This is a genomic window from Yoonia sp. MH D7, assembly GCF_054439475.1.
Window position 1 is genome coordinate 132,974 of record NZ_JBTJCF010000002.1, and the last position, 19,866, is coordinate 152,839.

Genomic DNA, 19,866 nt, shown 5'->3' on the forward strand with positions numbered 1-19,866 from the left:
TTTTTCTCGGGCCGTGTCCCATGCCCGCTATCGGTAAGCTGTGCTGGAGCGTCGCTAACCTCGCCCAAAGTCTGCATTGGGCCGTCCTTACTAGGAGTGGCGGAAAACCAAATGGTAAAAATGCTGCGACCGATCTAACGGCGGCTGGGAACCCTGAGGTGGAGCAACCACTTTCCTGTCATGCATCCTATGAAAGCGCATCTGGGATTTTGTCAGCTTCTCATTCATTTCCGAACCCTGTATTGAACTCTGCTATTACGGCCATGGTCGCAAACAATCGGATTTCTTTAAAGCCGACTGCTTATTTACCGAACAACAGGGAGATCCAATAGCCGTGTGGTGTATCGTGGGCTGCGATGACCCGCACGAAGTTGCCAAGGCCGCTTCATGCCCTCACTTGCCAGCACCATTGTCTTTTTCCCGAACCTGTCATTGATTTGATCGAGCGCTTTCATAGCTGCGCTTTCCTTACCGCGTGGCGCATCAAAGAGTGTTCGAGGCTGATCTTCTGTCGGCAGAAGATCATCAAGCATCACCCCCGCTTTGGTGAACCCGAAATTTGCCGCCTGTCCTTTCGGCCAGGCGGCTTCAGCACATCGCCGCGCCGCCTGTACCAGCTCGAAAGTGTTTGAGGACATAGGCATAATCCGCGTTGAGCGAGAACCGGCATATTGCGGCCTGTCTTTTCTGTGGCGGTTGGTGTGGAAAAACACAGTTAGCGTTCCCGCGACAAGCCCGTGTTGACGCAGTTTTTCCGCTGCGCGGGTCACATGCGCCGACACCGCCTGAAACACAGTGTCAAAGTCCATCATCGGCTGGCCCGCCGATCGTGTGACAGCCATGCCCTTGCGTTGCGGTTCAACGTCATCGAAGGCTAGGCACGGTTCACCCTGTAATTCCAATACTGTTCTTTCTAGAACAACCGTGCCTACAGCCCTCGCTTGTTTCGTGGGCATGGCCCGAAGGTCCGCAGCCGTGATAATGCCAAGCCTTTTCAGCTTGGCATCTGTCTTGCGGCCAATGCCCCAAATATCGCCAACTGGCAACATCGGTAAAAGCCAATCGGCCAGCGTGTCGTCCATCATATCCATGACGCCGCCAAATATCGGATTTTTCTTGGCTATGTCGTTTGCGCATTTTGCCAGCGTTTTTGTCGGCCCGATCCCGACGCGCACAGGCACTCCGATCCTATGCAGGACTTCGCGCCGCATAGTCCGAGCGTGCGCGTCTCTGTCTTTGAACCCGCCGAAGTCCAAGAAACACTCATCTATAGAATAAATTTCCACATTTGGCGTGAAATCCTCGTAAACCTCGACAATGCGACGGCTTATGTCGCCGTAAAGCGTGTAATTCGATGAAAACACGCGTACGCCATGCGCTTTAATTTTATCGCGCAAGAGATGCAATGGTGCCCCCATCGGGATTCCGAGCGCCTTAGCTTCGTCGGAACGGGCGACGGCGCAACCATCATTATTCGACAAGACAATGACTGGGACGTTCTTCAATGTGGGGTCAAATATCCGTTCTGCAGACACATAGAAATTTGCGCTATCGGAAATCGCGATAGGCCGCTTCATTCCAGATCGTAACGCCGCACAATTCCCGCGATTACACCCCAAATTTCGCTGTCCTCTGTCAGCTCAATATCAGGGAAATGTTCGTTAGAATTTGCAGGGGCCAGAAAATATCTCCCATCCCGCTTGCGCAGAATTTTGGCGGTTACTGCCCCCTCAACAACAGCGAGAACGGCGCGACCGATTCGGCGCTTGCCAGCGCGATCTACTGCGATCAAATCCCCGTCGCGGATTCCTGCGTCCCAAAGGCAATCGCCCTCGACACGCCACCAAAACGTAGAGGTCGGATGCCGCACAACCCATGAAATCGGATCAATCTCGTCTTCAAGATCATCGCCTGCTGGGGAGAGAAAGCCAGCACTCGCAGGACTTCCCACCAATCTTAGGGGCATACCATTGGCGACGACTGGCGTTTCTACCGGAAAAACAGGCATCCAAACCTCTCCTATGTTCTTGTAATGTTCTAAATCTGCGATTTAGTGTCCAAGTGTCAAGTGGAGTTCGCAATACTAAGGAGATTTACGTCTTACCCCGCCTTTGCTGCCATGGCTAAGGTAACTGCGATAGTGAACATACTGAGGGCCATTAGTGTCGATACGCCCCAAACAAATGCTGTTTTCCCCCAACCTTGTAGGTTCGGAAAGACCAACATTGCAAATCTCACAATACCGATAATCATCTGCCATGCGCCTATGCTGAAAAGCTATAAACTTGCGGTTACAACAACTGTCGCAAAGAACGCTCCAAACTTGGCGGGGGCGATTGTGAGTGCGATCTCATCTTTTGGGATATTTTCAGTCTTCAGATGTAAATTACCCACAAAGCAAATATGGTTAGGCCCCTGCCCCGCCCGACGTGGGCGTGTCACCGCGCTCTAGTGTAAAGCCGGCGCTGCGCTGCGGCTGAACACCAGACGTCGTGATCATGTACGAGCTGCGTCAATGGTCGCTCTGGCGTCTCTCTGAGCCACCACACTCCCTTTCCACATGCCCGCCCAGGATCACGCCAATCTGCCCTATGGGTAACGATCACTGGTGCGTCCCTTGGGGTTCGGTAAACCGAACGCCGCTTCGGGCAGAAAGATAGGGTGGAGGCGCGGCCTCCCCCCTCGGACAAGACAAACAGACAGGGCCGTGTCCTCGCTGCGCTGCGGGCCGCACCAACCCTGTCGGTTTATCTTGTCTCGCCCCCCACCGCGTTCGCCACGTGTCAAGTTTTAGAGCCGACGCCGTAAAGGGCTTTGGTCGAAAACCCGCACAATTAAGGGGCGCAAAGCCTCAAATGTGCCACCACAAAGGAACGTCGGATCATGGCTAAGATTGATATTCACCAGCACGTCACGGACACCATTATCGCCCAGATCGAAGCAGGGACACCACCTTGGCGCAAGCCGTGGACAGGTGACAAAGGGGGGGCATCTTTCCCGTTGCGTCACAACGGCGAAGCCTACAACGGGATCAACATTTTGATGTTGTGGGCGACAGCCGCAGACCGTGGCTATAATTCAGCTCACTGGATGACTTTCAATCAGGCGGCAGAGCTTGGCGGGAAAGTTAAGAAAGGCGAAAAATGCGCCCGTAGTGTTTTCTATGGCAGCTTTGAAAAAGAAGGCGAGCAGACCGAAGGTAACAGCGAAGGCGAGGGCAAAACCCGCATTGCATACGCAAAGACAAACAATGTCTTCAACGCTGATCAGATCGAAGACCTACCCGCAGAATACTATGTCACACCAGCACCAGCCGAAAACCTTGGAACCGAGGCAAACCCGCGCCTTGATGCTTTCTTTGCAGCGACAGGCGCGGACATTATCAGCAGCGATGAACCCCGCGCATATTACAGCCCCGCGAAAGATCAAATTCACATGCCCCCAATTGGCACTTTCTTCGATGTGAACGGGTTTTTTTCTACCCTTGCCCACGAAACTTGCCATTGGACAGGTCACAGAAACCGCCTTGATCGTTTTGAAAAGTTTCAGGACCGCGCAGCTTATGCGTTTGAAGAACTCGTGGCTGAATTGGGGAACGCTATGCTTTGTCTTCACATCGGCGTCACACCTGATTTTGAGCAAACCGCGGCCTATATCGAAGGATGGTTGAAAGCGTTAAAAGACGACAAAAACTTGATTTTCAAAGCCGCTTCCCAAGCACAAAAGGCAGTGGATTTTATTCTTGCCGCAGCCGAGGCAGAACAGCAAGGAGAGGCCGCATGAACACTTTTTTACATGGGCGTCAGATCACCCAACTTTTTGCATATTCTCTTGATAACAACCCAGACCCAGAAAAAGACCTTTTGGGGCTACTTGCCACGGACGAAAAGCTGCGGGCGGTTTATCGTGTCCCAAACGACATTCCAGGTTACGGATCAGCAAGCGCATTTCGGGATCATCTGGATTCTATGCGCTTCACTTGTGATCGTGTTGCGACGGGGGATTCTTTAGGGTTTGCCGTTAGAATGAGTGACGGGGAAATTATCGCACTGACACCAGAATACGAAAACGAAATTACTGACTAGCAAGGAATTTTCTGTTAGTGTCGGAACACTCCCTGTTGGTCAATTAGACCGCATTGCCCTCGCTTAGCTAGCGGGGGCTTTTATTTATCTAGGGTTTTGGTGACGCGGCAGGAGACGAGCTGCGCCCGCCCCCTGCCCCGCCTTGCGCTTCGCGCTAAGTCAGCCTGACGGACCGCAATCACGCCTTCAACGCCAATCTCGGCAAAGCCGCGAGCCAGAATCACAAGTCCCTGCAAGCCATCATCCCTTGGGGCCCTAAAGACGCCGCATAAACCCTGTTCTTAGTCGGCCCTTAGGGTTGGCCAAGAGCATTAAAGGTCAACTATTTCGATTAAGCCGTGTCAGTAATCAAAGAGAATCGGTCCGCGATAATTTTGCGATGCGCACTGTTAGGCGAGTCTTGTTTTCACTCACGCGAAGTATTTGAAACTCAAGTTCGTGCAATAGTCCGAAGCTGAACACTGCTCGTCTGCAAGGGCGCAACGTTTTAAGTATCCACTCTACCGTAGTGACTAACGCCGTCAATTTGACAGCCGTGCAGACCTAGAATTAACGTTTGTATATAAACAGTTAAGTCATTTGGCCTTGGCGAAATTTGGCGCGCAGAGCGTGCCAGTCCAACAGCTGAGGCGAAAAATTGCGCCACTGAGTTGGGGTACCACAAGATGTGGGGCTCCCGCCGAAAATCTAAAGGCATAATTACCTTTGTGGAAAACATGTTGCCCGACTCGCCGTTCCACGTTAATGACACTTACATAAGAGAAATCGCGCTAAAAGCGATATTTGATGAGAGCGGGCGGTGACTATGAAGGAATTTGAGAACAACGGGGCCACTATACCCTTCGACGAGATCATTCTTCAACAGGGGGAATTGATTTCTGACAGACTCAATATGTTGCGCATGGAGCAGTATCCTCCCGACGCTCAGAAGGGTCTACGCCAGTTCAGCTTGGCCGAAGTGGCGTACTTTCTCGGGGTAACCCAATCCAACATCAAGAAATTGCATCTTGAGGGCAAAGGCCCTGAGCCAACAACTTCATCCTCAGGGCGGCGTAGTTATTCAGGGGAGCAGATGCTGGAGCTAAGGGCCTACCTTGATAAGCACGGTCGTTCTGGGAAGAAGCGATATGTGCCGCATCGGCAAGAAGGTGAAGACCTCCACGTCATATCGGTTGTGAACTTCAAGGGTGGCTCGGGAAAGACGACAACCGCAGCCCACCTCGCCCAGCACCTTGCGCTGCGCGGTCATAGAGTTCTCGCGATCGACTTGGACCCACAAGCATCGCTAACAGCGCTTCATGGAATTCAGCCAGAGTTGGATGAGGTGCCCTCCCTATACGAGACATTGCGTTACGATGAAGAACGGAAATCTATAACTGAAGTAATCCGTAAGACGAACATTCCAAACCTCGATATCATTCCTGCAAGTCTGGATCTTCAAGAGTACGAGTACGATACGCCGGTCGCCTTAACGAGCAAGGATCCGCAGGCTGGCCGCGCGTTCTTTACACGCATCTCAGAGGCGTTGAAAGAGGTCGACGATCGCTACGATATCGTTGTAATCGATTGCCCCCCGCAACTCGGATATTTGACCTTAACAGCGCTTACAGCGTCGAGTTCAGTCCTGATCACCGTGCACCCCCAGATGTTGGACGTAATGTCGATGAGCCAGTTTCTTCTCATGTTGGGCGGCATAATGAAGACAATCCGCGATGCGGGTGCTCAGATGAACCTTAAATGGTTTCGCTATCTTGTGACCCGCTTTGAGCCAACAGATAGCCCGCAAAAGCAAATGGTAGGCTTCATGCAAGCCATGTTCCCCGGCCAAATGCTGCAATCTCATATGGTCAAATCCACGGCAATTTCTGATGCAGGCATTACAAAGCAAACATTGTATGAAGTCGAGCGCGCCCAATTTGTCCGCGCCACCTATGACCGTGCAATGGACTCACTTAACGCCGTGAACGATGAAATTACTGACCTCATTCATGAAGCTTGGGGACGCTGAATATGACAGTTTTTGACAGCCGTGCAGATTTAGAAGTTAGGACTAAGAAAATCCACGTCGCAGCTCGTTTGGAGGACCATCATGGCACGTAAAGACCTCTTGAAAAGCGTGATGGCACCAGCCGCCGATAAGGCATCTGATGGTGGGCGAACAAACTACGCAATGCGCGGCGCATCTAAGTCCATGAAGGTTTCTATCGACAGCCTTGCCGAAGATGCACGCCGCATGATGGACGGCGAAACGGTTGTTGAAATATCACCAGACCTTATCGACAGCTCCTTTGTCAGCGACAGGCTCGGGCTAGATGACGACGCGTTTCAAGAGCTCAAGACCTCAATCGAAACCGGGCAACAAGATACACCGGTATTGTTGCGACCTCACCCTGAAACATCTGGGCGCTTCATGGTGGTTTTTGGACATAGGCGTGTGCGTGTAGCCGCCGAGTTGGGGCGTATGGTTCGCGCCGTCGTTAAATCCATGGACGACGTTGCTCATATTCTTGCACAGGGTCATGAGAACACAGCGCGAGCTGACCTGTCGTTTATTGAGAAAGCGGTCTTTGCGAGAAATCTCGCAGACATTGGGCAGCCTAAAGATGTCATCATGTCTGCGCTCACAGTGGATGGAACACTTCTGTCGCGGATGCTGTCGGTCGCACAACAAGTTCCACGCGACATCATTGACGCTGTCGGTCCCGCGAAACAAATTGGCCGGGATCGCTGGGAAGGCTTCAAGAAGCTGATGACGGTACCAGCAAACGTAAAGTTGGCGCAGCAATTGGCGACTGACCAAAGCTTTGCGGATCTGCGAAGTGACGCAAGATTCGAGCTGCTTCTGAGCAAGCTTTCTGAAAAGGGCAGGGCGCTTCGTAAGAAGACGAAACGTGCGACCCCAGAAAAGCGCACTTGGACCGCCAATGGCGGACGGATCAAAGGTGTTGTTGGGAAGTCTGGCAAAGCGTTCAGCGTCTCACTGACATCAACAGACGCCTCGGAGTTCGGTAACTATCTCGCCGAGAACCTTGATGGCCTCTATGAAGCATTTCTCTCGTCAAAGCAGGAGAAGACCAAGTGAATTAACGGCAAAAGAAAAGCCCCCAAACCAAGCGGCCTGAGAGCTGATCTAATCAATCTGAACACCTGATAGATACCTCTCCCGCGAATCGCTGTCAACAAAGCAACACCGATTTGGTGAACGGATTTCTTTTGCCTCCACATAAAACGGAGGTGGAATACAGGCATGAAACAATCAGGTTGGCGCAAGCCGACACCGGGTCTTGGCATTGCTGAACAGCTTGCCCAAGCCGGTGAAAGATTAACTATACCCAAAAATAAGGCACTTCTTGCCTGCAAACGCGTGGCCGCGCACATCGGGCTTAAGGCCAGCGATATGATGCTGCTCGATACATTTGGGGCATTTACCCAGCCACAGGACTGGGAAGAGGGCAGGCGGCCCATCGTCTGGGCTTCTAACGCCTATTTGATGGAACAGACGGGGTTTTCCCTCTCAGCGCTCAAACGGCACGCCAGGCGGCTCGTTGACGCCGGTGTTATTGCGTTCAAGGACAGCCCTAATGGTAAGCGTTGGGGTCACAGGGACGCTGAAGGACATATCATCGAGGCCTATGGTTATGATTTGGCCCCATTGGCTGCGCGCGCCGAAGAATTCGAGATCCTGTTTGGGCATCTGAAAGCTGAGCGACAACTCTGCGCGCGTGCAAAGCGTCAGATTACGATCACACGCCGCACCATCCGCGCAAAGATCGAGATCGCTATGGAGCTAGCTCTTAGCGGCCCCTGGGCTGCCTTCACAGATGCCTTCCAGTCGTTGTTAGACCGTCTCCCAAAGCGCTCGGCCAATTCTGACTGGCTGTTCGGGCTTCTTGAACGCTTCATTGCCTTGAAAGACAAGATCGACTCTCTGTTTGCGGATCGCGACGAAGTTGTTGAAATTCCTGTGGAAAACATAGAGACTATCGCAGCCCAGTCTTCCAAGAATACTAAAGAAATGAACCCCAAGGGGTCCAATTATGAACCTCATATACAATATACAAATCAACTTAATCCTGTAATTAGTAATTCCTCTGAAGAAGAGAAAGAAACGGATGTGGCGCCCAGAGAGGCAACCGAACCGCGTGTTGAAACGAAGCAGGATAATTGGAGCACAATCGCCAAGAAACCACGGGGTACGGTGTTGGATTTGGGAACGGTGATGCAGGCATGCCCTGGATTTACCCAAATGGCCCATGATCTGGGCGGCTACATCGAAAACTGGAGTGAAATGCACCGTGTTGCGGGGCAAGTCCGACCGATGGTCGGTGTGTCGGAACACGCTTGGGCCGTCGCGCAAGAACGATTGGGCCCGCAGGCGGCCGCTGCGGCCATGGCGCTTATTTTTGAGAAGTTCAGCGATGGCGAAGTGGCTTCACCAGGCGGATATCTGCGAGGCATGGTCGAGAAAGCCGGGGCAGGGGAGTTGCATCTGGAACGGAGTTTCTACGGACGTTTGAGCGGGAAGGCGGCGTGATGCGTCTTGCGCAATCACAACTCGGCAATTTTGGTCAAATTCACGCGGAACCTATTTCTGCGGAGGTGTGGCCGAGTTGTTTCTGGATGAAACGCTCATCGACCTCAGCGCTAGAGACAAGGCTAGCCCGCAGGGAATGACCGGAGAACTACGCAAGACGCTTGCCTTTTCTGGCAGGTTGCTCCGAACGCCTGCGCCGCTAACTAGCTGTCATAAAAGCAAGAAATACCAAGTTTGACTTAAGTATCTGCAAGTGGGGCACAACGACACCTGCCTTGCGCTTCGCGCAAAACCCTTCGGGCCAGATCAACTTACATCTTTTTATGTTTTTTCAGATGTTCAGTAAGGAGTTTGCTAATTTCGCGATCATAGGCGTTCATAAAGTCGAGCAAGATTTTTGTTGGGCTTGCCACGTCCATTCCTGCGAGGTGATTGATCCGATCAACCTCACCCGTCACCCTTTCAAACATTTCGGAGTCGCGATTTAGGGAGAAGCGAACCTGCGGAAATCGCTTTTTTGACGGTTCTTGCACAACAATTTCGGAATTTGTTGGAGCTGTCTCTTTCGCAACTTCTGGTTTGGGAGCGCCTTTCAATGCGGCGCTTACCTGTCGTGCTGCGCCAGGATCAATTTTTCTAGGCATTGATTATCTCCGTCAAGTTACCTGTAAGTTGGTCGATCAACTCTTTTGAACGCTCAGCCTGCTTGATCGACATACCAAGCTGTTTCTTGTCCGACTTACTGTCGAACATCGCCATGAGTTGGTTTGGGGTGACACCCGTTTTCATCCAATCTGCTAACACTGGATTTCGCGGAAGTCCCGCCCTTACGAAAAACGTCTCCGCCAAAGTCTGCAGTGCGACAGTGCGTTCGTTGCTGATAAACGAATTCTCTTTGACGTAGAGCAAGCAGAAATTGTTGAAGCCCTCTTGCTCGGCGTTCATGGACTCTAGCCCCGCCAAAAGCAATGCATGGGTCCGGTGCACGCCCCTGATATCTGGATCAGTGAGCATGAACGGAATGAATACGACGTCGCTTGTGATCAGCGCTGCGGTTAGTCCTGTCGTGGCGTTGCCGGGGGTATCGGCAATGACAAAATCAACGTCTTTGCATTGCTCTAGGATCGCGTCATGCGCATCCGTCAATTCCATGTCTTTCAGGTCGAGATACCTGACGGAGAGTTGATCGTTTTTTTCAGCAGCGGCCATGGCCCAGCTTTCCGCCGTACCTTGTTCGTCAAGTTCAAGGATCAAAACCGATTTGCCTTGTTCAAGTAAGCCGGCCGCCAGCGCTGCTGCATGCGTGCTTTTCGTAGCCCCACCTTTGAGATTGGCAAACGTTATGAGTTTCGTCTCCATCTTTCACCGCCCCTTTCTTTTTTCACTCTACCCAACCCTTTCTAGGATTCGGGACCGTGGATAACGGATTGATCCATTAGGATTAAGGGTTAAGGATTTTGACTTATGGTTAAAGGATTCAGGATGCAGGATCAAGTCACACGGATTATGGATTAATCCTCAATCCTTATGGCTTTTACCTTTGGGATAGAGGATCAAGGATTTATCCACTTGGATTGAAGCTGGTGGATTAAGGATCAATCCTCGTTATTGGAGCTTCGTTTTGATTTGGCCCCTTGTAAGCGCTTGGAGAGGGCCTTTGAGGGCCGCAGGGGCACGCAGCGGCCACGGAAGCGATCAACGCGCTGTAGCCCTCCTCTGGGGCGCTGCTAAGAATATTGAAGGTCGCATGGGCGACCCATTCTTCAATACCTTACGCCCTCAGCTCTGCGATCTTCGGGAAGAAAATTGACAAACGCTCCTCTATTCGAGGTGGCCGTTCCTTTTCGACGCTTGCAGCATCGACGTATTGCGAAAGAGGGCACCTCGGAGTACCGTTTGAGTTGTAGGATATGTGTAATGTATACCAAACTTGCATTTTGGAGACATGTTTGAGCGCTTTTGAACGTAATAATCAGATTAAAACCCTCCTTTCGCAGGGCGTTTCCGCTGCGCGGATCGCCGAAGAGGTTGGCGTAGCGCACTCCACGGTTCATCGGATTAAGAACAAATTCGGGCCCAGAAAAGGGAACCGCGCGGCTTACAAGACGGTCAGTGCCAAGCTCACAGACCAAGAATGTGCTGTGCTGGATGGTCTGGTTAAGGCGGGAATTGCGGCTAATCGGTCGGCATTGCTACGGAAAATGACAAGAGCGATAGCTGGTTTTTACGATCCATCGCCTGATGAAGAACAATTTCTGCGCAAGGCGGATCGCGACTTATCGGGTTTGAGTACAAATTTTAACCAATTAACCACCGCGCTAAACACATCGGTCAAGCGTATGGGGCATGCAAGTCCCACCCCAGCCCAGATCGAAAGGGTTAGGGAAGCCAACGACGACGTGAAGCAGATCAGAAAAGTGATCGGCATGATGTTGAATAATATGCAGGTGAAAAGCGCATCGTTGAAAGACAGGATTGCGACGAAACAGGACGAGGACGCCGACGATGAGTAGGCAAAATAGTGCGATTGATCGGTTAATAGGGCGGATTTTTGATCGTGGCCCGGACGAGCAGAAGGGTGGGTCGATTGCCGGACGAAAGGGCAGGGGGGCCCGAGCAAGCGCGTCGAAGGTGTCGACAAGCCGCATGTCGCGTGTTGGCGCAAGGCACGGGCAGGCCATTTTCAAGCTCATCACAAGTGGCGGAACGACCTCGCGGAGCGGATTGAAAGGTCAATTAAACTACATCTGTCGCGACGATAAGGCCGCGCGAATAATTGATCCAAGCGACAATATTCAATCAAGCGCGTTGGTTACAAACAAGCAGTTGGACCGCATCACCAAAGATTGGGAGTTGGATTGGTGGAAAGGTACGCGAAACGGGCAAACGTCCCACATGATCCTTAGCTTTCCGCGTGGTATATCTATTGATGACGTCACAAGTATTACCCGCGACCTGTGCGAAGAAAAATTCAACAGCGGTGATGCCCGTTTTAAGTATCTAGCGGCAGTACACGATGATCAAGAAAACCACCCCCATGCCCATATCGTGGTGAACCGTCGCGCCAGTGATAACAGCCTTTTTCACATGCGGCCAAACACCGAGCATAGCTACGAAGGGTTCCGTGAGGCGATGGCTGCGCACGCCGGGCGAAGAGGTATACACCTTGATCCCACATCGCGATTTGAGCGTGGCATTACCGATAAACAGCCAACCCGTACAGAGCAGCGCGTCGCGCAGAAAGAGGGCCGTGCCCCGCAACAGCGCGCCCGAACTGGAGCGGATTTACAGTTTGCCAAAGATCAGATCAGCCTCGCGAGGGTTGGTTATGAGGCAATGGCGGTTGTGGCTGTGAACGCAGACTGCGCGCGCCTTGAACGCGCATTTACCGAAATAGCGCGCACTCTTGAAACCTACAAAGGAGACTTTGAAATGCCCGAATTAAGTGCGGACGAATTAGAAAAATTTGACCAATATACGTCGTTATTGAACGACTCTCTGCATAAAACTCAGGCATTGCTTGAAACGAAGTCGCCCGCTGAGCGTGTGCCGCTGGAAGTCCGCCTGACCAAAACAATGGCGGCTTTCACAGCTCTGAACCCCAACGCTAACTATGCCAAAACCCTGCACGATGAACCCAAAGCCAATTCCATCTACATGCACGCATTTGCTGGCGATGGTGTGCGATGGGATCACGCGCAGAACAACATCGAGACGCTCTGCAATGAGTATGGTTTGGACGCTAAGGCCGTCGTGGCACGCTTAGAGACAGGGGCTAATAGCCAGTATCTTGAGCATATGTGGATACAGGATGATTTGCGGCGTGTTGCGAAAGCGACCGATCTCAATCTTGAAAACCCATCCGAGCGCCATGAAGCCGTAAGTCACCTTACGAATGCTTATCAAGACATAAGGCAAGACCTTGTTGCGCGACACGTATTGCGACCCGTTCCGGAGCTGGAACCCGACTACTTTGATGGAACCGGTCAGCCCCAGGTCACACAAGCTGAGCGAAACGAGATTGAAGACAGTTTCCGTAGGGTGGACTTCAACTACGGATATGCCGACGATAGTGCTGCGCGCGAAGCAGGCAAACAGTCGGTTCAGGACGCTGGGGAACGCTTCACGGAGTTTGCCAGTCGATCCCACGGCCACACGGTTTTTGTATCGGAATTGTGGGACAAATCTACCGACGTTATGCGACCACCAGTAGGTTACTTGCCAGTTGGCGCGCGTGAGAGAGAGCAGCCCAAGGAGTTGGAACGGGCAGGGGGCGACCTTGCAGCGTGGGAGGATCGTAGCGCTGATGCCTATAGCCTGACTGTCGGTTTCGACGAACACCAAGACATCATTCGGCTACTCAAGCAGACCATGACCGACCAGCAGTACAATCGTTTCCGTGAGGGAGACCTGTCGGCTATAGAACACGTCACCGACAATAAGGTATTTGCGCGTCAGCTCATGGCCGAGGTCGAAGTGAACGATCGCGCGCACGGCTACGAAATGACAGCTGAAGCCGAACTGCGTATGATCGAAAACCGGGAGGTTTTGGCCGCGAACTTTGAGAGCGACCATAACCGCGACCGTGGAAATGAGAGGTAATGACGATGCCGAGACAACTCTCATCAGGAATGTTCTTCGCACTTGGCGGCCTCACCGTGGCCTACATATTCGCAACGCGATGGCTCGACTATCAGCTCTTTGCAACGATCGGATATGACTATCTTGTAACCCACCTGTTTGAACTGCAACGCCTTAATGGAGAGCTCTTCACCCAAGTTTGTATGATATTTCTCGTTATGGCACTCGGCGGCTTTGCGTTTGGAGCCAACTCTGCGTCCGAAGGCTTGACCAAAGAAGGCAAGTCAAGTTGGCAGTCGAAAACCCAAATGCGGCGAAACAAACTCCTGGGGACGCCGGGAACCGGCTTTATCCTCGCAAAAACGTCGTCACCGCGTAAATCCGGGCGCTTCATCACATCTGACAAACACCCAAACTGTCTTATCGTCGCCCCGACAGGCGCAGGTAAGGGTATTGGTTTTGTGTATCCCAATTTGCTGACTTTTGAGGGGTCGACGGTCACGCTCGATATCAAAGGTGAAAACTATGAAACCACCGCGCGATGGAGAGCGGCGATGGGCGATAAGGTGTTCAAGTTTGCACCCGCACAATTTGGCGAATGTTCGCACCGCTACAATCCGCTAGAACGTATTGGAAAGCTGAACGACTACGCACAAATCAATTTTGAACTCCGTAAAATCGCCAAGCTTTTTCTTCAGGCCGACGGGGCAGGGGAGTGGTTAAATGGTGCAATTCAGCTGTTCGTCGCAATGGGCGGGATCGCTTACGAACGGAACACTTTTACGCTTGGCGGAATTTATAGCGTTTTGGCCGAAGGCGACAAAGATCTACCTACCCACATTGCAGACTTACAAAAGAACGCCAAGCAACCCGCTTTGCAAAAAGAACTTGCTGCACTCGCCAAACTAGAAGCGCGCACACTCTCATCCTACCTGTCCGTTTTGAGCAATGCCGGTTTTGATGAATGGTCGAACTCCCATATTGCCGACATGACCTCTAAAAGCGACTTCAGCTTTGCCGATATTCGCCGAAAGAAAATATCGATCTATTTTGTCGTAGCCGATGGCGATCTTGGCCCAATGGCTGGTTTGGTTCGGCTGTTTTTCAACGAGTTGGTGGCAACGATCCAATCACATAAGCCGGGCAAGGATGAACCTTACCCCGTGATGATCATTCTTGATGAATTTCACCTGCTTGGTAAAATGTCGAAGGTCGCGGATGCAATGACCACCATTCGCGGTTTCAACGGTCGCATCGCGATAATTACGCAAACCATACCGAAGCTGGACGCGATCTATTCTTATGAAGAACGGTTATCTATTCAAGGTGGCGCGGGTCTGAAGCTCTACATGACACCTGTCTGACGTCAGCGCCTATGGGACCAAATAGCGTTATTTGATAAGAGAGTGTTTCTGGCTCATCGTCACCACTGAGGAGTGGAAGATGAGACAAACAACGACGAGCCCTGGCGAGAAGATCGTCAAAGACATCAAACGCGCCACGCGCAAGCATTACTCATCCGAAGAGAAGATCAGGATCGTTCTGGATGGTCTGCGTGGTGAAGACAGCATTGCAGAGCTGTGCCGCCGTGAGGGTATCTCTCAGGGCATTTACTACAAATGGTCCAAGGACTTCATGGAAGCCGGAAAGCGGCGCCTTGCGGGCGATACGGCACGTGCGGCGAACACTGACGAGGTGAAGGATCTGCGCCGTGAGGCCCGTGATCTCAAGGAAGTTGTGGCGGAACAAACACTGGAACTCCGTTTGCTTAAAAAAAGCATGCTGGGCGATGGGGGCAACCACGAATGAGATATCCTGCATCTGAGAAACTGGAGATCATCCGGCTGGTCGAGGAAAGCCACCTGTCAGCACGGCTCACGTTGGCAAAGCTGGGCATTCCCCGCACCACATTCTACCGTTGGTATGATCGATATTTGCGGCGTGGCGAAGTTGGACTGCAGGATCAATCGCCGAAGCCCAAACACGTCTGGAACCGCATTCCTGACGAGGTGCGGCGCAAGGTCGTGAAGTTGGCGCTGAAAGAAACCGAGTTGTCGCCACGTGAACTGGCCGTGACGTTCACGGATCGAGAAAGCTATTTCGTATCAGAGGCTTCGACGTATCGGATTTTGAAGGCGCACGATCTGATCACCAGCCCAGCGTTTATCGTTATAAAGGCGGCGAGCGAGTTCAAAGACAAAACCACGGGCATCAATCAGTTGTGGCAGACGGACTTCACATATCTGAAGATCATCGGATGGGGCTGGTTTTATCTCAGCACGATCCTCGATGACTACAGCCGATATATAATCTCGTGGAAACTTTGCACCAACATGAGAACCCAAGACGTGACGGACACATTGGACTTGGCTTTGGCAGCGTCGGGATGTGACCAAGTTCATGTCGTCCACAAACCTCGCCTGCTGAGTGATAACGGCTCCAGCTACGTCTCGGGGGAGCTGGCGGAATGGTTGAAAGACAAGGATATGAAGCACAGCCGTGGCGCGCCCTATCATCCTCAAACGCAGGGCAAGATCGAGCGGTGGCATCAGACCTTGAAGAACCGCATCCTGCTGGAAAACTACTTCCTACCCGGCGATCTTGAGGCTCAGATCGAAGCCTTCGTAGACCACTACAATCACCAGCGTTACCACGAGAGCCTGAACAACGTTACACCCGCCGACGTATACTTCGGACGCGACAAAGCCATTCTACAGCAACGGGAAAGGATCAAACGTAAGACGCTCGAAACGCGACGCTTGCATCACAGACAACACGCCGCATAATGCAACCAACCAGATGAGCCGAACTCTCTCTTAGTCTAGGCCGCCTTTGGTGCCAAAAACCCTGACGACGGACAATGACACCATCAGAAGAAATGACCATTGAAGACCTATCTAACGCTTGTGGCATGACGACTAAACGGACGATCACTAAGACGCGGGCTACTGGCCTCGGCGAACGCACATCAATATCCGAAAAAACTGATGAACGACCTTTATTGCCACCAGACGAAGCGCGCCGGCTACCGGAGGATGTGAGCATTATCATCGTCAAAGGGGCGCAGCCTTTGAAGGTGAAAACAATCCATCATTTTGAGGACGCCCATTTCAAAGAGATACTTGCCAAACAGGCTCTTTTGAGCTGGGATTTGGTCGACGGTTCCGATCAACGTCGCCGCCTCAATGAACTTGAAAACATCGTAACCAAAGCAAGTAAAATCACGGCGCGGCGCGAGGGGCGTACAGACGTTGATCTAACCTCGATCCGGAAGATGGCGGCAGACCTTATGGCGATAGACGACCAAGCGCGAAAACTGGCTGATGCGCAAGAGGTCATGCCTAAGACGAAAGTGAAGAAGAAATCGATAAATCCCGCACAGAAGAAACTTGATTTGGGGGAGCAACTCATTCCGCCTAACGACGAAGCTGCGTGAGGGGGTCGTTTGCGGTAAGGGCGAAATGACATCCTAAGGAAACAGGGGCCGTTTGTGGGAGAGTTTAAAATCCTGCGTTAGCGTAGCGGCCGTTCGTGCAGCGCGCGGCGAACGACGCGAAGGAGCCCAGAGTCTCCGATGCTGCGGCACTCTCAAACGTCCGTTTTGGAATCCCATCAAAAATGACTTCGAAATTTTGGCCCTGACTGGTCGTTCGCCATACGAGCCGGCGCTGCGGTGCGGCTTCCCCAAAACCTGACGTTCGTTCAGAGCGCAACGTGTTGTCCGGCTGAAAAGTCAGTCAGCCGGACAAGGCCGTGTTTTTGCCACCGCAAACAAGGATTGCGCGAACCTATACCGAGCTTATAGGTCGTGGATCGCAGGCAAAGACCACGGACCTAAAAGGGAAGCGACAATTGCACGGGTTTGAACCGCATCACATGTGTTGCCGCTAATCTGGGCGATGTCATTTGTGCCCTCAGCACGACCATGGCTGCTGCGCGGGCGTCTTCACCTGCGTCGTGGTGATGGAAATCGAGGTTCAGCACCTGTTTCAGGTTGGCAAGACCGTGGCCGCCGTTGCCTTTTAGCTCGGGCCATGCCGCCCGCGCGATTGTCACGCTGTCGTGCCACGTCAGGCGTGGGCGCAACAGGCCGTGCGCTTTGCATGCGGCATTGATTGCCTTTTCATCAAACCTGCTGTGCTGCACCATTGGGTGACGGGACAGCAGCGGCAGCATGTCGGGCCAGATCTGCGCAAAGTTAGCCGCGTTTCGCACGGTCTCAGGACCGATCCCGTGTAGATCGATGTTAAACGGCGCAAAGGGCATTTGCGGATCAACATATGTAGACCACGTGCGAATGCTCTCATCATACCCGACACAGGCAATCCCGATCTGGCAGATGCTCGCGCTGTCACCACATGCGGTTTCGACATCCAGTGCGATGAACTGGAACTCTCCATCTGGCAGGGGCAACGTCACTGCGGTGACCCGCGCAAACGGTTTTTCAAAATCGTGATGAGCATGTCAGAGACTGCGCGCAACTCCGCAACGTCCCCTGTCAGTCGTGAATAGGACCAGAGGCCCTGCACCGTGATCATGGTGTAGTGTGCAAGGTCGCCAATTTCGTCTTGGGTGAGCAGGCCATGTCCACCGTTTTCATGGGTCAGCACCTTATGAAAGCCAGCAGTAAGACGGTCGCAATGGGCGCGCAGCTTTTGTCGGGTCTCCAGCGCATCTTCGGGGATCTGGGTTAGCGTGTTTCCCACGAGACATCCCCTTCCCAAACCACCCATATCTTCGAAGCGCATCAATAGACTATTCAGGTAGCCCTCAATGCCTTCGATTCCCGCGGCCTCTGCCTCGACTGGGGCAAAGGCAGGGGTCACGACAATCTCTTGATACCTGTCGAGACAGGCATGGAACAGATCTTCCTTGCCGTCAAAATCGCTATAAATTCCTGCGCGGCTGACGCCTGTTTCACGCACCAGATCACCCATGGAAACAACATGATACCCGATCTTCCAAAAGGTATTGAGGGCAGCGTCCAACAGGTTTTCGCGGGAATGGGATTTCGCTCTGGGCATTTTAGACCTTGTTTAAGAATGATCGTTCTCATACACCTAACGCGACTCAATCACAAGCCCAAGGTGCCCAACATGACGACGTCTTTCCGCGACAAAAAGAAATTTGCCACCGTCCATGGCAAGCAGATGGCCTATATCGAGGAAGGCACTGGCGACCCTATTGTGTTCCTGCACGGCAACCCGACATCGTCCTATCTATGGCGCAATATAATGCCGTATCTGGCGGGGAAAGGGCGGCTCATCGCGCCCGACCTGATCGGCATGGGCGATAGTGACAAACTCGATAATTCCGGCCCTGACAGCTATACCTATGTGGAACAGCGTAAATACTTGTTCTCGCTGTTGGAGCAACTGGGAGTCACCAAAAACGTGACACTGGTCATCCACGACTGGGGTTCTGGCCTTGGCTTTCACTGGGCGCATACGCACGCCGACGCAGTCAAAGGCATTGCATTCATGGAGGCCATTGTCGCCCCTGTGCCAAGCATGGACAGCTTTCCCGAAAAAAGCCGTGCGGTGTTTGAAGGGCTGCGGTCACCTGCGGGCGACGAGATGGTTTTGCAGAACAACATGTTTGTGGAAAACATTCTGCCCGCGTCGATCCTGCGTGATCTGAGCGAAGAAGAGATGAACGAATACCGCCGCCCCTTTGCCAATGCCGGTGAGGATCGTCGTCCGACCCTGACATGGCCACGCCAGATCCCGATTGGCGGGGACCCCGCAGATGTGGTTGAAATCGTCGGTGCCTATTCGGAATGGCTGACGCAGACGCCCATCCCCAAGCTGTTCGTCAATGCAGAACCCGGCGTGATGATCGCGGGCCCCGTGCGCGACTACGTTCGCAGCTGGCCGAACCTGACCGAGGTGACTGTGCCAGGGCTACACTTCATGCAAGAAGACTCGCCCGATGAAATCGGCGCGGCAGTGCGTGACTGGCATGCGCAGCTGTAGATAGCGAGGACCCCTAATGGCGACTAAAATAGCGGCGTTTGAGCCGGTTCCAGACATGCCGGGCCTATACACGGCCATCAAGAACAACCTGCGCTGCACGGCTATCGTCTTGCAGAGCGGGGAGGTCTGCCTGTTCAGTCCGGTTTCAGGTTTGAGCGACTTGGCCAGAGCCAGCCTTGCGGAAATTGGTAAGGTAGCCTTTCTCCTCGCGCCGAACGGTTATCACAATGGCGGTATGGCCGAGTATGCAACGGCCTTTCCTGATGCTGCAATTGTCGCATCGCCCGACATGCACGAACGGCTTCACGACCGTACCGGGCTGACATTTGCTGGGCTGGAGACACTGCGTGCCGCATTGCCCGATGGAACGCGCTTGGAATGTCCGGCAGGGCTCAAGAACGGTGAGACATGGCTGATTGCGCAAAGCGGCGAACGTTGCCTTTGGCATGTGGTTGATGCCTTCGGTGCGCAGAAAAATAGTGAGGGAAGGATTGGTAACAAGATCCGCGCAGTCAAAGTCTTTCCCAGTTTTGCGATCAAAGACCGCGCGGAGTATCTCGTCAGCCTGAAAGCGCTTATCGCGTCTGACCCACCGGACATTTTGCTACCCTGTCACGGAGCGATAGCGATCGCTGCAAATCTGCCAGAGCAGATGCAGGGTATTTACCCCGAACTAAGTGAAAAATAGGAA

Annotated in this window: 18 protein-coding genes and 1 pseudogene; 12 read left to right on the forward strand and 7 right to left on the reverse strand. The window is 52.7% G+C overall.

The genetic code is table 11. The features are described 5' to 3' along the window. Positions 1 to 305: 305 nt before the first annotated feature. Together ACXLHR_RS17000 and ACXLHR_RS17005 are read right to left on the reverse strand one after the other, a co-directional pair. Positions 306 to 1,577: a Y-family DNA polymerase gene (locus ACXLHR_RS17000; protein WP_458792670.1), complete on the reverse strand. Its 1,272-nt coding sequence runs from the start codon at positions 1,575 to 1,577 to the stop codon at positions 306 to 308. Beyond that, positions 1,574 to 2,008: a LexA family protein gene (locus tag ACXLHR_RS17005; protein ID WP_458792671.1), complete on the reverse strand. Its 435-nt coding sequence runs from the start codon at positions 2,006 to 2,008 to the stop codon at positions 1,574 to 1,576. The genes ACXLHR_RS17000 and ACXLHR_RS17005 overlap by 4 nt, the downstream gene beginning before the upstream one ends. 875 nt (positions 2,009 to 2,883) lie before the next feature. Between ACXLHR_RS17005 and ACXLHR_RS17010 the strand changes: the two genes are divergently transcribed. From ACXLHR_RS17010 to repC, 5 genes are all read left to right on the forward strand, one after another. Beyond that, positions 2,884 to 3,783, forward strand: a complete 900-nt coding sequence (locus ACXLHR_RS17010) for an ArdC family protein (RefSeq protein ID WP_458792672.1) — start codon at positions 2,884 to 2,886, stop codon at positions 3,781 to 3,783. Beyond that, entirely contained in the window at positions 3,780 to 4,085 is a 306-nt protein-coding gene (locus ACXLHR_RS17015) for a hypothetical protein (RefSeq protein ID WP_458792673.1), read from the forward strand. Before ACXLHR_RS17010 ends, ACXLHR_RS17015 begins: the two co-directional genes overlap by 4 nt. Before the next feature lie 805 nt (positions 4,086 to 4,890). Further along, positions 4,891 to 6,093 (forward strand): plasmid partitioning protein RepA, encoded by a 1,203-nt coding sequence (gene repA / locus ACXLHR_RS17020; protein WP_458792674.1) that lies wholly within the window; start codon positions 4,891 to 4,893, stop codon positions 6,091 to 6,093. An 81-nt stretch (positions 6,094 to 6,174) separates the two neighbouring features. Continuing rightward, on the forward strand, positions 6,175 to 7,167 hold the full coding sequence (gene repB / locus ACXLHR_RS17025) for a plasmid partitioning protein RepB (RefSeq protein WP_458792675.1): 993 nt from the start codon (positions 6,175 to 6,177) through the stop codon (positions 7,165 to 7,167). A gap of 165 nt (positions 7,168 to 7,332) precedes the next feature. Continuing rightward, on the forward strand, positions 7,333 to 8,619 hold the full coding sequence (gene repC, locus ACXLHR_RS17030; RefSeq protein ID WP_458792676.1) for a plasmid replication protein RepC: 1,287 nt from the start codon (positions 7,333 to 7,335) through the stop codon (positions 8,617 to 8,619). Positions 8,620 to 8,633: 14 nt separating this feature from the next. On the opposite strand, the pseudogene ACXLHR_RS17035 reads toward repC, so the two are convergent. The 3 genes and pseudogenes from ACXLHR_RS17035 to ACXLHR_RS17045 form a co-directional block, all read right to left on the reverse strand. After that, positions 8,634 to 8,823, reverse strand: a pseudogene (locus tag ACXLHR_RS17035) (integrase); the annotation flags it as partial. Positions 8,824 to 8,930: 107 nt separating this feature from the next. After that, positions 8,931 to 9,263 carry a hypothetical protein gene (locus tag ACXLHR_RS17040; protein WP_458792677.1) on the reverse strand — a complete coding sequence of 111 codons (333 nt, stop codon included), beginning with the start codon at positions 9,261 to 9,263 and terminating at the stop codon, positions 8,931 to 8,933. After that, entirely contained in the window at positions 9,256 to 9,978 is a 723-nt protein-coding gene (locus tag ACXLHR_RS17045) for an AAA family ATPase (protein WP_458792678.1), read from the reverse strand. Before ACXLHR_RS17045 ends, ACXLHR_RS17040 begins: the two co-directional genes overlap by 8 nt. A gap of 590 nt (positions 9,979 to 10,568) precedes the next feature. On the opposite strand from ACXLHR_RS17045, the gene ACXLHR_RS17050 reads away from it, so the two are divergent. The 5 genes from ACXLHR_RS17050 to ACXLHR_RS17070 all read left to right on the forward strand — a co-directional run bounded on the left by ACXLHR_RS17050 (position 10,569) and on the right by ACXLHR_RS17070 (position 16,636). Then, positions 10,569 to 11,132: a helix-turn-helix domain-containing protein gene (locus ACXLHR_RS17050; RefSeq protein ID WP_458792679.1), complete on the forward strand. Its 564-nt coding sequence runs from the start codon at positions 10,569 to 10,571 to the stop codon at positions 11,130 to 11,132. After that, entirely contained in the window at positions 11,125 to 13,221 is a 2,097-nt protein-coding gene (locus ACXLHR_RS17055) for a relaxase/mobilization nuclease domain-containing protein (RefSeq protein ID WP_458792680.1), read from the forward strand. The genes ACXLHR_RS17050 and ACXLHR_RS17055 overlap by 8 nt, the downstream gene beginning before the upstream one ends. Beyond that, positions 13,221 to 14,564 carry a type IV secretory system conjugative DNA transfer family protein gene (locus ACXLHR_RS17060; protein ID WP_458792681.1) on the forward strand — a complete coding sequence of 448 codons (1,344 nt, stop codon included), beginning with the start codon at positions 13,221 to 13,223 and terminating at the stop codon, positions 14,562 to 14,564. The genes ACXLHR_RS17055 and ACXLHR_RS17060 overlap by 1 nt, the downstream gene beginning before the upstream one ends. Positions 14,565 to 14,643: 79 nt before the next feature. After that, positions 14,644 to 15,986 (forward strand): IS3 family transposase gene (locus tag ACXLHR_RS17065; protein ID WP_458790740.1). Its coding sequence is split into 2 segments (ribosomal slippage): positions 14,644 to 14,971 and positions 14,971 to 15,986, totalling 1,344 coding nucleotides; the frame shifts between segments, so codons are not numbered across the junction. A gap of 74 nt (positions 15,987 to 16,060) precedes the next feature. Continuing rightward, positions 16,061 to 16,636 (forward strand): type IV secretory system conjugative DNA transfer family protein, encoded by a 576-nt coding sequence (locus ACXLHR_RS17070; protein ID WP_458792682.1) that lies wholly within the window; start codon positions 16,061 to 16,063, stop codon positions 16,634 to 16,636. A gap of 398 nt (positions 16,637 to 17,034) precedes the next feature. Here the strand turns inward: ACXLHR_RS17070 and ACXLHR_RS17075 are convergent, their stop codons facing one another. Together ACXLHR_RS17075 and ACXLHR_RS17080 are read right to left on the reverse strand one after the other, a co-directional pair. Then, positions 17,035 to 17,619 (reverse strand): 3'-5' exonuclease, encoded by a 585-nt coding sequence (locus tag ACXLHR_RS17075; protein ID WP_458792683.1) that lies wholly within the window; start codon positions 17,617 to 17,619, stop codon positions 17,035 to 17,037. Beyond that, positions 17,616 to 18,224: a TetR/AcrR family transcriptional regulator gene (locus tag ACXLHR_RS17080; RefSeq protein ID WP_458792684.1), complete on the reverse strand. Its 609-nt coding sequence runs from the start codon at positions 18,222 to 18,224 to the stop codon at positions 17,616 to 17,618. The genes ACXLHR_RS17075 and ACXLHR_RS17080 overlap by 4 nt, the downstream gene beginning before the upstream one ends. A gap of 72 nt (positions 18,225 to 18,296) precedes the next feature. Between ACXLHR_RS17080 and ACXLHR_RS17085 the strand changes: the two genes are divergently transcribed. Beyond that, positions 18,297 to 19,175, forward strand: coding sequence for a haloalkane dehalogenase (locus ACXLHR_RS17085; RefSeq protein WP_458792685.1), 879 nt, complete (start codon positions 18,297 to 18,299; stop codon positions 19,173 to 19,175). A 16-nt stretch (positions 19,176 to 19,191) separates the two neighbouring features. After that, the gene (locus ACXLHR_RS17090) at positions 19,192 to 19,863 is read left to right on the forward strand and encodes a hypothetical protein (protein ID WP_458792686.1); all 672 of its coding nucleotides are present in this window, start codon (positions 19,192 to 19,194) and stop codon (positions 19,861 to 19,863) included. Positions 19,864 to 19,866: the final 3 nt, after the last annotated feature.